This window comes from Nitratireductor sp. StC3 (genome assembly GCF_003015025.1).
Classification (GTDB): Bacteria; Pseudomonadota; Alphaproteobacteria; order Rhizobiales; family Rhizobiaceae; genus Mangrovimarina; species Mangrovimarina alexandrii.
Genome location: NZ_PYBP01000010.1, coordinates 89,832 through 104,540, shown reverse-complemented (window position 1 = coordinate 104,540; position 14,709 = coordinate 89,832). Strand labels below are relative to the sequence as shown.

At 68.3% G+C, this 14,709-nt stretch carries 14 protein-coding genes; 7 read left to right on the top strand and 7 right to left on the bottom strand.

Features of this window, described 5'->3' with window-relative positions; all coding sequences use genetic code 11:
* Nucleotides 1-73 precede the first annotated feature (73 nt).
* The 7 genes from C7T96_RS18815 to C7T96_RS18785 form a co-directional block, all read right to left on the bottom strand.
* Nucleotides 74-1,897, bottom strand: coding sequence for an acyclic terpene utilization AtuA family protein (locus tag C7T96_RS18815; protein WP_106572798.1), 1,824 nt, complete (start codon nucleotides 1,895-1,897; stop codon nucleotides 74-76).
* A 16-nt stretch (nucleotides 1,898-1,913) separates the two neighbouring features.
* Entirely contained in the window at nucleotides 1,914-2,717 is an 804-nt protein-coding gene (locus C7T96_RS18810; protein ID WP_106572797.1) for an enoyl-CoA hydratase-related protein, read from the bottom strand.
* Nucleotides 2,718-2,816: 99 nt separating this feature from the next.
* Nucleotides 2,817-3,806 (bottom strand): NAD(+) synthase, encoded by a 990-nt coding sequence (gene nadE, locus C7T96_RS18805; protein WP_106572796.1) that lies wholly within the window; start codon nucleotides 3,804-3,806, stop codon nucleotides 2,817-2,819.
* The gene (locus C7T96_RS18800) at nucleotides 3,803-5,353 is read right to left on the bottom strand and encodes an AMP-binding protein (protein WP_106572795.1); all 1,551 of its coding nucleotides are present in this window, start codon (nucleotides 5,351-5,353) and stop codon (nucleotides 3,803-3,805) included. Before C7T96_RS18800 ends, nadE begins: the two co-directional genes overlap by 4 nt.
* Nucleotides 5,354-5,365: 12 nt before the next feature.
* Nucleotides 5,366-5,638 carry an acyl carrier protein gene (locus C7T96_RS18795; RefSeq protein WP_106572794.1) on the bottom strand — a complete coding sequence of 91 codons (273 nt, stop codon included), beginning with the start codon at nucleotides 5,636-5,638 and terminating at the stop codon, nucleotides 5,366-5,368.
* A gap of 29 nt (nucleotides 5,639-5,667) precedes the next feature.
* Nucleotides 5,668-7,620 carry an asparagine synthase (glutamine-hydrolyzing) gene (gene asnB, locus C7T96_RS18790; protein WP_106572793.1) on the bottom strand — a complete coding sequence of 651 codons (1,953 nt, stop codon included), beginning with the start codon at nucleotides 7,618-7,620 and terminating at the stop codon, nucleotides 5,668-5,670.
* A gap of 27 nt (nucleotides 7,621-7,647) precedes the next feature.
* The gene (locus C7T96_RS18785; protein ID WP_106572792.1) at nucleotides 7,648-8,769 is read right to left on the bottom strand and encodes a hypothetical protein; all 1,122 of its coding nucleotides are present in this window, start codon (nucleotides 8,767-8,769) and stop codon (nucleotides 7,648-7,650) included.
* Between the two features lie 206 nt (nucleotides 8,770-8,975).
* Here C7T96_RS18785 and C7T96_RS18780 point away from each other — a divergent pair, with 206 nt between their 5' ends.
* From C7T96_RS18780 to C7T96_RS18750, 7 genes are all read left to right on the top strand, one after another.
* Entirely contained in the window at nucleotides 8,976-10,157 is a 1,182-nt protein-coding gene (locus C7T96_RS18780) for a 3-hydroxybenzoate 6-monooxygenase (protein ID WP_106572791.1), read from the top strand.
* 29 nt (nucleotides 10,158-10,186) lie between these two features.
* Entirely contained in the window at nucleotides 10,187-11,236 is a 1,050-nt protein-coding gene (gene gtdA, locus C7T96_RS18775) for a gentisate 1,2-dioxygenase (protein WP_106572790.1), read from the top strand.
* A gap of 11 nt (nucleotides 11,237-11,247) precedes the next feature.
* Nucleotides 11,248-11,949, top strand: a complete 702-nt coding sequence (locus C7T96_RS18770; RefSeq protein WP_106572789.1) for a fumarylacetoacetate hydrolase family protein — start codon at nucleotides 11,248-11,250, stop codon at nucleotides 11,947-11,949.
* The gene (locus C7T96_RS18765) at nucleotides 11,946-12,437 is read left to right on the top strand and encodes a MarR family transcriptional regulator (protein WP_106572788.1); all 492 of its coding nucleotides are present in this window, start codon (nucleotides 11,946-11,948) and stop codon (nucleotides 12,435-12,437) included. Before C7T96_RS18770 ends, C7T96_RS18765 begins: the two co-directional genes overlap by 4 nt.
* A 269-nt stretch (nucleotides 12,438-12,706) precedes the next feature.
* Nucleotides 12,707-12,994 (top strand): hypothetical protein, encoded by a 288-nt coding sequence (locus C7T96_RS18760; protein ID WP_106572787.1) that lies wholly within the window; start codon nucleotides 12,707-12,709, stop codon nucleotides 12,992-12,994.
* Nucleotides 12,995-13,094: 100 nt separating this feature from the next.
* Entirely contained in the window at nucleotides 13,095-13,490 is a 396-nt protein-coding gene (locus C7T96_RS18755; RefSeq protein ID WP_106572786.1) for a hypothetical protein, read from the top strand.
* Nucleotides 13,491-13,505: 15 nt separating this feature from the next.
* A complete protein-coding gene (locus C7T96_RS18750) occupies nucleotides 13,506-14,621 on the top strand; it encodes a nucleotidyltransferase family protein (protein WP_106572785.1) in 1,116 nt (371 codons plus the stop codon).
* Nucleotides 14,622-14,709 lie beyond the last annotated feature (88 nt).

Here is a 14,709-nt window from a genome sequence, read left to right as displayed (position 1 = left end):
GGCCGCCCGACGCGGTCGATCGACCAACCGCCGAGCATTTGACGAAGACGGTCATCCACCTGCGATCGTTTGTCTACGCACCCTCTTCCGCCTCCAGCCGCCAGCCGGCGAGCGGGCCGTCGGGGTCGAGCCAGGCCCGGGGGATTTCGACGGTCAGGTCGAGCACCATCTGGGCATAGGTCTTGGCCTGCGGATCGTAGCGCAGAGAGGCGGTGCCGCCGCCGCCGAGCACGTCCTCGAGCAGGAAGTTGAGCGCGCCAAAGCCGGGCAGCAGGTAGCGCCGCACCTCGCCCTCCAGATAATGCGCGAAAAAACCGGCGATGCGCGCGGCGGTGACCTGGTGGCACAGCCAGGGATAGAATTCGGGCCGACGGGCGACGATGCCGATATTGGCGTGATTACCCTTGTCGCCGCTGCGCCCCCAGGCGAGCGCGCGCAACGGCACCAGCGTCGTCACGCCGGCGGCAACGGGCGCCGGCGGGGCGGCATGCGGCGGCGGGTCGGCGGCGGCCCTCGTATCGGCAATGGCGGCGGGGCGGATGTCGCCGTCGAGATCGATCGAAACCGGTACGTCGCGCTTCGGCCACAGGAAGGAATGGACGCGCAGCACCGGCACCGGTTTCGGCCGGCCGTGCATGACGCCGGTCAGGCCCTGCGCCATGGCGACGCCCGGATGGGCGAATTCGCGCGCGAACACCTCCAGCGCCCTGGCGTCGTCGTGCTTGAGCCCGATCTTGACCACCACCTCGCGCGCCTCGAAGGCGCGCCGGGCCGCGCCATACGTGTCCTCGGCGCCGATCACCTCAATGGAGACCTCGCGATAGGGCGCAAACCCCTTGGCGCGCATGATGCGCGCGGTGCGCTCGACCAGCGCCTCGGCGGTACGCCGGCCCTTGGCGCCGGCCTGAAAGCCGGCGATCATATAGGTCGTCACCAGCCGAAACCCGTCGAGATAGGTGCCGCAGACCTTGTAGTCGGGCCCCGGGGCGCGGCCCCGCGCGCCGCTGACCCGCACGCGGTCCGGGCCGATCTCGTCCAGGACCACCTCGGAAAAATCGCAGGTCACGTCAGGCAGGCGATAGGCGCGCGGGTCGCCGATCTCGTAGACGATCTGCTCGGCGACCGTGCCGCGCGAGACCTTGCCGCCGGTGCCGGGCGGCTTGGTGACGACGAAACTGCCGTCGGCAGCGCATTCGACGATCGGGAAGCCCATGTCGTGCCAGCCGTCGGCAACCTCCTGCCAGTCAGTGAACAGGCCGCCGGTCGCCTGGCAGCCGCATTCGATGACGTGGCCGGCGAGGCTGCCGGCAGCGAGGCGGTGGTAGTCGTCGTGGCGCCAGCCGAACTCGTGCATCAGCGGACCGAGCGTCATCGCCGAATCGACGATGCGGCCGGCGATGACGACATCGGCGCCGGCGTCCAACGCCGCGGCGATCGCGGTCGCGCCGAGATAGGCGTTGACGGAGGCGAAGGCCGCCGGCGGCGGCGCGGCGGAAAACATCTCCGGCGGGCGGGCGGCGGCGATCGCGTCCGCCTGCGCGGTCAGATCGTCGCCGGTGACGACCGCGACCTTGAAGGCGAGCCCGGCCGCGTCGGCGGCGGCCACGAAGGCGTCGCGGCAGGCGGCCGGGTTCATGCCGCCGCTGTCGGTGACGAGCCGGATGCGCTTTTTGTGGATTTCGGGCAGGACCGGTTCGACCGAGGCCAGCCAGTCGGGCACGAACCCGCCTTCGGGCGATTTCGCCCTGGCGCGCGCCAGCAGCGCCATGGTGACCTCGGCCAGATAATCGCCGACGAGATAGTCGACATCGCCCTTTTCGACGAGCTGGCGCGCGCCCAGGAGCGTGTCGCCCCAGGCCGCCGCGGCGCCGCCGATCCGTACCGTCCGTGCCGTCATGGTTTCGATTGCCCCCTCAAACCGCCCAGCGCGGCTTGCGCTTTTCCAGGAAGGCGGCGACGCCCTCGCGGCCCTCCTCGCCGAGCAGGCACTCGGCAAACCCGTCGGCGGCGAGATCGCGCAGCGCCGATCCGTCCAGGCGCCCGGCGGCGAGCACGATGTTCTTGGTGACGGCGTTGGCGCCCGGCGCGCAGCGGCGCACGGCCGCGCGCACCGCGGCCTCGGCCGCCTCGAGGCCGGCGACGTCGTCGGCAAGCTGGTCGGCGATACCAAGCCTGAGTGCCTCGCCACCGTCGAAACGGGCGCCCGTCAGCATGATCCGGCGCGCGGCCGCCCTGCCGGCGCGCTGGACGACGAAGGGCGCGATCTGCGCCGGGGGAATGCCGAGCATGGTCTCGGTGAGCGCGAATCTGGCATCGGCGGCGGCAATCACGATGTCGCCGGCGCAGACGAGACCGAGCCCCCCGGCCATGGCCGCGCCGTGAACGAGCATGACGGTGACCTGCGGCAAGGTGTCGACGGCGTGAAACAGGGCGCCGGCGCGCCGGCTGAACTCGACGATGTCGGCGCGCGGGACGTCGTCACGCAACAGCGCGCCGAAATCCTTGAGGTCGCCGCCGGCGCAGAACATGTCGCCCTTGCCGCGAAAGGTGACGCCGCGGATCGAAGGATCGCCGGCGAGCGCGGCAACGGTGGCGGCAAGCTCGTCGGCCATTGCCGCCGACAGCGCGTTGCGCGCCGCGGGCCGGTTGAGCCAGACCGTCAGCCAGCCCCCGTCCCGTTCCAGAATAAGCGTCTCGGTCGATGGCAGATCGGTCATGCGCTGGCGTCCTTTCGACCGGATCGCGGTCCTGTCCGCCGACTCGGTTAAACGGTCGGGGCGCGGCGGCGGCCGCCCCCTTCGCGGCCCAGTGTGGCGTCAGGCGAGCGGCGCGGCAAGCTGGGGGCCGAGATGGAGATAGCGGGCCACCTTGCGCTTTGCGGCGATATCCTTCCAGACCATGGCGACCTCGTCCTCGCTCAGGGCGACCGCGCCGGCGACGGCGGCGGCGGGCACGTTGTTGTCGAGGGCGTAAAGGCACAGATCCATCTTGTCGTAGGGCAGCGCGAAATAGAACTCCTCCTGCGTTTGGGCCATGGAATAGGTGTCGGTGGTGGGCGGGCGGCTGCACACCTCCGGCGGCACGCCGAGATGCTCGGCGAGCCGGTAGACCTGCGACTTGTAGAGGTGGGCGATCGGCTTGACGTCGGCGGCGCCGTCGCCGTTCTTGACGAAAAAGCCCTGATCGTATTCGAGCCGGTTCGGGGTGCCGATAACGGCGTAGTTGAGCCGGTCGGCGTGATAATATTCGAACTGCTTGCGCGTGCGCTGCTTCATGTTGGTCGCCGCGACGATGCCGAGATAGGCCTCGGCCGGCAGGCGGTGTTTTTCCACCCGGCCTTCGGGATCGCGGACCACCAGCGACGACATGTTGTACCCGGCGGTGGTGAGCGCGTTGGCGAAGACGATCTTCGAGCTCCAGCCCGGCCCGTACGCGGGCACGACCTGGCGGATGAAGCCGTCCCGCCTGTCGTAACAGCCCATCGCCGCGAGTGCCGGGCCGATATTCTCCACCTCGGCCGTCAGGGCGAACCGCTCGGCCACCAGCCGGCCGAGCCGCAGGCTTTCGGGATCGGAATCGTCCTCGGGCATCAACAGGCAGTGAACCCTGTCGGGCCCGACGGCCCTGGCGGCGAGCCCGGCGCAGACGCTGGAATCGATGCCGCCGGACAGGCCGAGCACCAGGCCGCGCTTGCGCAGCGTCCCGCGCAGCTGGGCGCGCAGCGCGGCGACAATGCGCTCGATCTCGGCCTCGGGGTCGATGGCGAGCGCGTCGGGCGAGAAGACGGGGACGGAATGCTGGTTCATCGGTCTGTTCCTGTTTCGAGTACGAGCCGCCGCACCACCTTGCCGCTCGCGGTTTTCGGCAGGGCCTGACGGAACTCGATCTTCCTGGGCACCATCAAATCGGGCAGGTTGCGCGCGCAGTGGCGCAGGATGGCGCGGTCGTCGAGATTCGGATCGGCGCGCACGACGGCGGCGTGCAGGACGTGGCCGAGCACAGGATCGGGCACGCCGAAAACGAGCGCCTCGCGCACGCCCGCACAGGCATGCAGCACGGTTTCCACCCGTTTCGGCGCGACCTTTTCGCCGCGGATCTTGACGATATCGTCCGTGCGGCCGACGAAATAGAGGAAACCGTCGGCGTCGGCGCGAAACAGGTCGCCGGTGCGAAGCTGGCGCGCGCCGGGGGCGGGAGCGGGCCGCAGCGCCCGGGCGGTGGCCGCCTCGTCGCCCCAATAGCCGCGCATCAGGTGCGGGCCGCGCACCACCAGCTCGCCGACCGCACCCGCCGGCACCGGACGGCCTGCCTGGTCGAGAATGGCGATCTCGGTGCCGGGGATCGCCTTGCCGACCGAATCGGGCCGGCGCTCGAGTTCCTCGGGCGGCAGGAAACTGGCGCGGGCGCATTCGGTCAGGCCGTACATGGAATAAATGCGCACGCCCGGAAACAGGCGCCCGAGGCCGGCGACATGGGCCGGCGGCAGGGCGGCGGCGGCGTTGGTGATATAGCGCAGCGCCGGCAGCGCGCCGGGCTTAAGCTCCGACAGGCCGAGAATCATCGCCGCCATGGTCGGCACCAGAGGAAGGCCGGTGACGCCCTCGGCGCGAGCACGCGCGAGCACGTCGTGGGGAAAGGCGAAGCTCTTCTCCAAGACCAGGGTCGCGCCGACCCGGGCGGCGACGATCAGCTGGTAAAGCCCGTAGGTGAAGGAGAGCGGCAGCACGGCGAGCACGACATCGGCCGGGCCGTTGTCGAGATAGGTGGCGATCGAGCCGGAGACCGCGATCATGGCGGTGTGGGCGATCATCACGCCCTTGGGCCGGCCGGTCGAGCCGGAAGTGTAGATGATCATCGCCAGGTCGGACGCATCGCCCTCCGCCACGCGTTCGGCGTGCGTCTCTTCCAGCAGGCTCTCGAAGCCGGCAACGCCTTGCGGCAGCGCCGCGACGGCGCGGGCGGCGACGATCAAAGGCGGCGCGGCGAGGCCGGCGGCGGCCACGGTGGCGGCGCGCGCATATTTGGCCTGGGTGAGCACGACGCGCGGCGTGCAGTCGCCAAGGATGTGGGCGAGCATGTCGGCCGATGTCGAGGGATTGACCGGGCAGAAGACGGCGCCGGCCCTGAGCACGGCGAAGATCGACAGCGCGGCTTCCCAGATATTGTCCATCAACACGACGACGCGGTCGCCGCTTTTGACGCCGCGCGCGGCAAGCCCGGCGGCGAGCCGGTCGGCGCCGGCGTCGAGTTCGGCGTAGCTCAGCCGCGTGTCGGCGTCGACGATCGCGACCTTATCGGCGCCGGCGGCGGCGCTGCGGCGCAGAAACTGCTCGACGCGGGCGATCACCGGCATGGTTGCGCCGCGCTAGCCGGCCAGCCTTTGACCTTCGCCGCGCTTGCGGGCGACGAAGGCGGCGATGCGGTCGATGGAATCGAGATTGGCCGGCACGATGTCGGCATCGGCGACCGCGATCTCAAAGCGCTCCTCGAGAAAGGAGACCAGTTCCAGGATGCCGGTGGAATCGACCAGATCGGTTTCGATCAGCGAGACGCCGTTGTCGAGCTCGTAGTCGTCGTCGCCGAACAGGAAGTTCTCGACGATGAACTCGCGGATGTGCTGGTGGACAGGTTCTGACATCGGATGAGCCTTTCGTTGTTTGAGCGCCGTCACACGGCCTGCGCGGATTGCTTGCGGGTCGCGGTGCCGGCGAATTCCCGCAGCCAGAGCTGGGTGGAAAGAATGCCGACGAAGGCGGCGCTATCGCGGAAGCCGGCGACCGCGCCGCGGCCATGCTTGTCGAGCAGTTTCCGGGTCGCCTGGGGATTAAAAAGCCCATCCTCGGCGATGCGTGGCGTCGCCATCAGCGCCTCGACATAGGCGCCGTCCCGGCCGGCGAACGACACGCTCTCCGGCGCGCGATAGGGCTGTTTGGGGCGGTCGCTGATCTCGGCCGGCAACAGGTCGGCGCCGGCCCGGCGCAAAATGTGCTTTTCGCGCAGGCCGCGCAGTTTCATATCGGGCGGGATGCGCGCGGCGAACTCGACCAGGCGGTGGTCGAGGAAGGGAAAGCGCGATTCCACCCCGTGCGCCATGACCATGCGGTCGCCCTGGGCCGACAGGATGTAGCCGGGCAGGAGAAAACGCGTCTCCAGATACTGGGCCTGGTGGAGCGGGTGCCAGCGGGAAAACTCAGCCGGCAGCGAGGCCGCCAGCTCCTCGGCCGCGTCGTAGCCGGCGAGTTCGGCCTTGAGCTCGCGCGAGAAAAACAGCTTCGCCCCGGCGGTGGCGCGGAAGCGCGGCCGGTGGGAAAACAGCGGATCGTCGGGCAGATCGGCGCCGGCGCCGAAAAACGCGGCGAGATATTCCGGCGTCTGCTGCTGCAGCGAGGCGATATAGGGATAGATCCTGCGGAACAGATGCGGCCGCAGCTTAGAGCCGGGCTGGCGCGCGCAGAAGCGGCGAATCCGCGCCTCCCTGAACACGTCGTAGCCGGCGAAAATCTCGTCGGCGCCCTCGCCCGACAACACCACCTTGAGCCCCTCGCCGCGCAGACGCTGCGCCAACAGATAGAGCGGGGCGGGCGCGGTGCGCAGGACCGGCCGCTCCATCTGGCGCACGACGGCGGGAAAGGCGGCCGCGATGTCGCCGGCCCGGCAGGTCAGGACATCGTGGCGCGTGCCGAGCGCCGCGGCCATCGTTTCCTGATGGCGGCTTTCGTCGAAGGCGGGATCGTCGAAAGCGAGCGAAAAGGTGCGCAGCCGGCCCGGCGCCTGACGGGCGGCGATGGCGGAGATCAGCGAGGAATCGAGGCCGCCGGACAAAAACGATCCGACCTCGACATCGGCGCGCATGCGGATGCGGGTGGCGTCCTCGAGCAGCGCGCGCAATTCCTCCGCGACATCGTCCTCGGCGCGCGGCGAGGCGCCGTCGCCCGGCGTCGGAAAATCGAGCGCCCAATAGGGCCGGGTGACGGCGCGGCCACCCTCGACGATCATCATGTGAGCCGGCGGCAGTTCGTTGACATTCTTGAAAGCGGTGCGCGGCGCAAGCGGCGTCCACAGGGTGAAGATCTGGTCGAGCGCCAGCGGATCGATCTCGGCCGAAAAACCCGGCACCTGCATCAGGGCCTTGATCTCGGAGGCGAAATAGAGCGTGCCGCGCAGCCAGTGGTAAAAAAGCGGGCGCACGCCCATGCGGTCGCGCGCCAGGAGCAGGCGCCGGTTGCGCCCGTCCCAGATCGCCAGCGCGAAATCGCCGTTGAGCCTGGCGACGAAATCGGGGCCGAACTCCTCGTAGAGCTGCAGCACCACTTCGGTGTCGCTCTCGGTGCGAAAACGCCGGCCGCGCGCGACGAGCTCGTCGCGCAGTTCGAGGTAATTGAAGACCTCGCCATTATAGGCGATGCGGATCGCACCGCAGGCGCTGGCCATCGGCTGGGCGGCGTCGTCGGAAAGGTCGATGACGGCAAGACGGCGATGGCCGAGGCCGATGCCGCGGCCGACATGGCTGCCCTGTCCGTCCGGGCCGCGATGGGCGAGCTCGCGGCCCATGCGCCACAACAGCGCCGCGCCGTCCTGCGGCGCGACGCCGTCGCCGCAATACCCCGCTATGCCGCACATGGACAGCCTGCCGTCTTGGGAGCGAACTCAGTCAAAGCGGTCTCCGATCAAGCGCGACCAGGATTCGCCGGCAAACCCGTTGAAAAAAGCCCTGCCGGCGACAAACGGCTCGATCAGGCTCTTGTCGCGCGCGTGCACGATGGAGGAGGAGGCGTGAACGAACATGAAACGCCGGCCAAGCATCGCCTCCAGAAGTGCGGGCATGGTGCGGCCGCGCAACGCGACAAGGCCGGTTTCGCCGGCATGGGCGAGCATGCTGTCGAGGACAATGCCGGCCTGGCCGGGCGCGTGCAGGACCTGCACCACCCGCCCGACACGCCCCGGGTCGCCGTAATAGAGAAACAGGCCGACCGGGCGGCCGTTGCGGGCCACGACCTTGCGGCGCACCATGGCGCCGTAGACCGCCTTGCGGCGGGATTCGGCCAACATCCGGGCGAGGCTTTGCGCGCGCCAGTTTGGCCGCACCTCGTAGCCCCCGGTCAATTCGACAAACAAAGCCGCCGCCTCGCCATCGTCGACCTCGGCGCTGGCCAGCGTGCCGGCGGGCAACCCGACCGGCATATGGGTCCAGGACGGGCCGTCGCCTCCGCGCCGGACCAGCGCGTCGACGGGACGCGCGAGCGGGCGCAGCACGCCGCCAAGGCCGACCGCGCGCGCGGCCATCTCGGCGGCGAAACCGGCCGGGCGGATCACGCGCAGCCATTCCAGGCTGTGGTCGGGCAGAACGGTGGCCCTGAGCTTGCGCCACATGGTGGTGGAGATGTCGTTGGCGGTCTCGGTCAGCGAAACGTCCTGCGGACCGCCGAGAAAGGCGCGCATCAGCCGCGCGCCGGCAAAGGGATCGTCGGCGTGGTCCTCGACCATCAGCGTGCCGCACAACGCGCCGCGAACCGGCCTGTCGCCGACCAGCAAGGGCAGCGGCAGGACACCGACAAAACCGTTGACGCAGCCGTCGCGGCGCAAATGGACGAAGGAATTGATCTCCGGATCGCGGTCGGGACCGTCCAGAAAGACGCTGGCGAGATAGGTTTCGAGCGCCGGCGTGGCGGGCTCGCGGGTCTTGCGCAGGATCTTCTGGAACAGCCGCGCGACAACCGGGACGTCGGCTGCAACCAAGCTTCGCGTGGTGTCGGTGTGATGCTGTATCATCCGTCAATCCGATCCGGCCGATCCGCCAGGCCGATACGCGCAACCCAGCGCAAGCCATACGGGACGACCGCGGTCATATTAGATGCCGGGGATTAAGGTTCGGTTGAAGCCAGGCCGAAACGGCGATCCGGCCCTGCCGCGACAAGCGCGCTTGCACTAATCAGTATTATGCTCATAATACTGATTATTATTGGGGAGGAACAGCCATGCGACCGGTTATCATCGCCGGCGGCGGCATTGGCGGCATCGCCACCGCGCTCGGTCTCGCCCGCAGCGGCCGCGCCTCCATCGTTGTGGAGCAGGCCTCGAGAATCGGCGAGATCGGCGCCGGCATCCAGCTCGCGCCGAACGCGTTCCACTGTTTCGACGCACTCGGCGTCGGCGACCAGGCGCGCGCGGAAGCCGTCTTCATCGACAAATTGCGCCTGATGGACGGGCTGACCGGCGACGAGATCGTGCATATTCCGCTCGATCAGCCGTTTCGCGAGCGTTTCGGCAATCCCTATGCGGTGGTGCATCGCGCCGACCTGCACATGGCGCTGGTGGAGGCTGCCCGAAACACAGGGCTGGTCGACATCCGCACCTCGCACCGGGTCGAACGCTACGACCAGGACGGCGCGGCGGTACGGGTATTCTGCGCCGGCCGGGAGCCGCTCGACGGCAGCGCGCTGATTGGCGCCGACGGGCTGCGCTCGCCGATCCGCGCCCAGATGCTGGCCGACGGCGACCCGATCGTGTCGGGCCACACCACCTACCGATCCGTGATCCCGGTCGAGCGCATGCCGGAGGATCTGCGCTGGAACGCGGCCACGCTATGGGCCGGCCCGAAATGCCACATCGTCCACTACCCGCTGCAGGGCTGGAAGATGTTCAACCTGGTCGTGACCTACCACAACGACGTCGAGGAGGCCGTGACCGGCAAGCCGGTGCCGGTGGAAGAAGTCATGCGCGGTTTCGAGCATATCCACCCGCGCGCGCAAAAAATCTTCGAGCACGGCACGAACTGGAAATTGTGGGTGCTGTGCGACCGCGAACCGGCCGAGCGCTGGGTCGACGGCCGGGTGGCCCTGCTGGGCGACGCCGCCCATCCGATGCTGCAATATTTCGCCCAGGGCGCGGCGATGGCGATGGAAGACGCGGTCTGCCTGGCGCACATGCTCGACGCGCACGCGGGCGACGTCGAAACAGCCCTTGCCGCCTACCAGCACAACCGGGTGCCGCGCACGGCCCATGTGCAGATCGATTCGCGCCTGATCGGCGAGTACATCTACCATCCGGCCGGCGCCAAGGCGCTGGTGCGCAACCAGGTGATGACCTCTCTGTCGCCCGAACAGTATTACGACCGCCTCGAATGGCTCTATGGCGGGACCGGGCTCGCGCGGGCCTGAGAGACGAGAGCCGCAAGGAGGAGACCCGCATGTCGCTGACCGAGAAGCCGGCCGAGACGCCGCAACGCAAGGCCTTTTACGACAAGATCGACAAGAAGAGCCTGACCCCGCTTTGGGCGGTGATGTCGTCGATCATCACGCCGGAGCCGACAAGCGGCTGCGTGGCCCATTGCTGGAACTACGAGGAGGCGAAGGCCTATCTTCTGGAGGCCGGCGGGCTGATCACCGCCAAGGAGGCGGAACGGCGGGTGCTGATCCTGGAAAATCCCGGCCTGCGCGGCCAGAGCCGGATCACGACATCGCTCTATGCCGGCCTGCAGCTCGTCATGCCGGGCGAGGTCGCGCCCGCGCACCGGCATTCGCAATCCGCGCTGCGCTTCGTGCTCGACGGCGACGGCGCCCATACCGCGGTCGACGGCGAACGCACGATCATGCGTTACGGCGATTTCGTCATCACCCCGCCCGGCGCCTGGCACGACCACGGCAACCGCACCGACGAGCCGATGATCTGGCTCGACGGGCTCGACATCCCGATGATCTCGTTCTTCGACGCCTCGTTCGCGGAAGGCTATCCCGACGACGAGCAGCCGATCTCGCGCAGGACCGGCGATTCGCTCGCCCGTTTCGGCGCCAATCTCCTGCCGGTCGACTTCGAGCCCCGCAAAAAGACCTCGCCGATCTTCAACTATCCCTACGAGCGCTCGCGCGCGGCACTGGAGCAGATGCGCGCCCAGGAGGAGTGGGACCCGTGCCACGGGCTCAAGCTGCGCTACGTCAACCCGGTCGACGGCGGCTACGCGATGCCGACCATCGCCACGTTCCTGCAGCTTTTGCCGGCAGGCTTCGCCACGGCCACCTATCGCTCGACGGACGCCACGGTGTTCGTGGCGGTGGAGGGATCGGGCCGCACGACCATCGACGGAAAAGTGTTCGAATGGGGTCCGAAGGACATTTTCGTCGCCCCGTCGTGGAAACGCATCGTCCACGAGCCCGCGACCGACGCGGTGCTGTTTTCCTATTCCGATCGCGCCGCCCAGGACAAGCTGGGCCTGTGGCGCGAAGACCGCGGCAACCACTGAGAGCGCCCATCATGACCGACTACGTTTTTTCCCCGCCGGCTCGGCCGAGCCTCGCCGTTGCAGGCGAGACCGCGCGCTTTCCGGTGCGCCGCATCTTCTGCGTCGGCCGCAACTACGCCGCGCATGCCCGCGAAATGGGCAAGGATCCCGACCGCGAGGCGCCGTTCTTCTTCACCAAGCCCGCCGACGCGATCGTGGAGGACGGCGCGACCGTCGCCTATCCGCCGCTGACCAAGAACCTGCACCACGAGGCCGAACTGGTGGTCGCGATCGGCCGCGCCGGCTTCAAGATCGCCGAGGCCGCCGCGCTCGACCATGTCTACGGCTATGCGATCGGCAACGACCTGACCCGTCGCGACCTGCAGTTCGAGGCGCGCGAGCAAGGCCGGCCCTGGGACTGGGGCAAGGCCTTCGACCGGTCCGCGGTCTGCGGGCCGATCCACACGGTCCCGGCATGCGGACATCCCGACGCGGGCTCGATCCGGCTCAGCGTCAACGGGGTGACGCGCCAGGACGCCGATCTGTCGGAACTGATCTGGTCGGTGCCCGAGATCATTTCGATCCTGTCACACTCGATGCGTATCGCGCCTGGCGACCTGATCTATACCGGCACGCCGGCGGGCGTGGGCGCGCTGGTGCCCGGCGACCGATGCACGGTCGCGATCGACGGTCTCGGCAGCATCACCACCCTTATCGGCGAGCCCGAGGCATGAACGACCCTACCGCCGCCGGACACGGCCAAGAGGACAATTTCCTCGACATGCCGGGGCATCTGTTGCGGCGGTGCCACCAGATCGGGGTCGCGGTGTTTCTGGAGGACTGCCGCGCCGTCGACCTGACGCCGCTGCAATTCGGCCTGCTGGCGGCGCTGGAGCGGTTCGGCGCGATGGACCAGGCCAGTCTCGGCCGCGTCGCCGCCCTCGACCGCACGACGATCGTGGTCGTTCTCGGCAAGCTGGCGCAACGCGATCTCGTCACGCGCACGCCCTCGCGCAAGGACCGCCGCGCCAAGATCGTCGCGATCACCGAAGCCGGCCGCGCCCTGCTGGCCAAGGCGATGCCGCTGGCCCGCCAGGCGCAGGAGCGCATGGTCGAGCCGCTCTCGCCGTCGGAGCGCGCGCAATTGACCGCGCTTTTGGCCAAGATGGCAGACGGCAACAACCGGCTGAGCCGCGCCCCGCACAGCTTGCCGCAGGCGTGAGGCGTTTCGCGCGCCCGACCGCAAGCCGCGCCACTGGCACGGCCTGATCCTTATCGAGAGACCTGCGGAGCCGTCTGGGCGCGAGCCTCGACGCCCCGACGCCCCGACACCGCGCGCACAGCACCAACCGGACGCACGGCGCGGGCGGTGCGGCCGCCTCCGCACGCCCGGCCGTCGCGTCCCCCCTCTCACTACGTTTAAAGTGTATTTATGTTGACCTCTACCTATGGTTGTTTTATCTTAAGACGGTTCAGGAAGGAGGAGAAAGCATGGCCTATTCGCGAAATCCGTTTTTGCAGGCAGCCCGTGCCAAGCCGGCTGTCCGACGACGCTCCAACCGGTTCTGGGCCTCCCCGGCCGGCCGCCACCTGAAGATGGCCCGCAACTGCTTCACGCTCGCCAAACGCCACCGCTCTCGCGGCAACCGGAAGAAATACTGGGCGATGATGGCAATGGGCCGCAGGGCGCTTGCCCTGTCGAAGGCGGAGGTCCGGCTTTGGAAACGCGGCAACGCGCTGCGCCGCAGGTCCTTTTCCATTCAGCGCGCGCGCGCATGAAGGTGCTCGCCGCACGCGCACGACACCGCAGACCACGGGGCGCGTCCGACCACGGAGGCGCTCCGTAGCGCACTGACGCACACAACCATGGGAGGCAAGAATGGGCGACGGTCTGTTGTTCGGGTACACCGTCGAGGAGAATGACGGCACCTTTGTAATCACCCTGTCGGGCAAGCTCGCCGTTCCGATCCTGCAGGATATCGGCGCGAATATGGGGCGCAAAAACGGGCGCGACACCGACGTGCCGGCCCTGTTCCCGTTCAGCGCGCTCGCCTCCAACGCCGTTCATCTGACCGCGCAGGACGCCGAGGGCGCCGCATCGGGCGAGGCCAATCTGGAGGAAATCTTCGGCCAGGGCTTCGACCGCGACTTCGCCGAGTTCGACCAGCAGCTCGATCAGTACAGGCAGCTTCTGCAGCATTACGGTGCAGCCGCGCCCCAGGCCGCCTCCGCCGACGATGACGGCAAGTCGAAAAAGCCGCCGCAAAAAACCTAGCGCGGGAGCGGGACGATGATCCATCTTTCTCGTGAGGAAACCTTTCTGCTTTTGACCTGCCGTCCGCGGCTCGACGATGCCGGCGACGAACGGCTCGCAAGCCTTGTCCGCAAGGAGATCGACTGGGCCTACGTGCTGTGGCGGGCCGAAACCTACCAGACGATCCCGCTGTGTCGGTTTCACCTCGAGCGGCTGGGCCTGTGGCGCACCGTGCCCGACTGGGTCGCGGCCTATATGGCGGGGTGGTCGAAGCTCTCCGAGCTGCGCACGGTGGTGCAGTTCCGGATGCTGGCGCAGATCCTCAACACGTTCCAGAACAACGGCATCGAGCACTATATCTTCAAGGGCGCGCTGATGGCGGCGACCGTTTTTCCGGACCCGTTTTTGCGGCCGATGCAGGATCTCGACATCATGGTGCGGCCGAAGGACGTGTGGCGCGTCCAGAAGGCGCTTTACGGGCTCGGCTTCAAGCACGGCGTGTTCGACCCCGCCAACGGGCACTTCACCCACATGTTCCGTCGGATCACCAAAAACACGCTCGAGCACAAATACGCCCTGCACTCGGTGACCAAGGTGGAGGCGCTGCAGCCCGGCTTCGACGCCAGGCTCATGCCCAGGGAATGGCGGCAACGGCAGATAAAATCCTTCGTCCAGGGCGACGGCACGGTGCTGATGCCGGTCTTCGTCGACATTCATTTCGGCCTGGCGAACGGGATCGAGGAGGAAGACGTGTGGCGCGGCGCGGGGCCGGACACCGTGCTCGGACAGTCAATCTGGTGCCAAGGGCCGACGACCGCCTTGTGGTTCAGCGCCGCGCGGGCCTATTTCGAGGCCTTCCAGCACGGCACGGTCAAGCCCTATATGCTGGGCGACATCGATGCGCTGGTGCGCCGCCACCAGGACGCGATCGACTGGGCCGAACTGTTGCTTCTGGCCCGCAAATACGGCTTCGCCTCGGCGCTGTTTTACGTCTTCGAGCAGCAAAGACGGCTCTATGCCACGCCGGTCCCCGAACACGTCATCGCGCTTTTGATGCCGAACCAGAAAGGCATTCCCGACCCGGGCGATTACGGCGACCTCATCCCCAAGCTGCTGTCGCGCGTGGTGGTGAACGATTTCGCCCTCGCCTGACCGGACACTGCCGACCCGCGCCGCGGCGCTCACACTTTTCCACGGGGCACAAAGACCATCGACCCGGCCGGACGGATCGGCCGGTGCA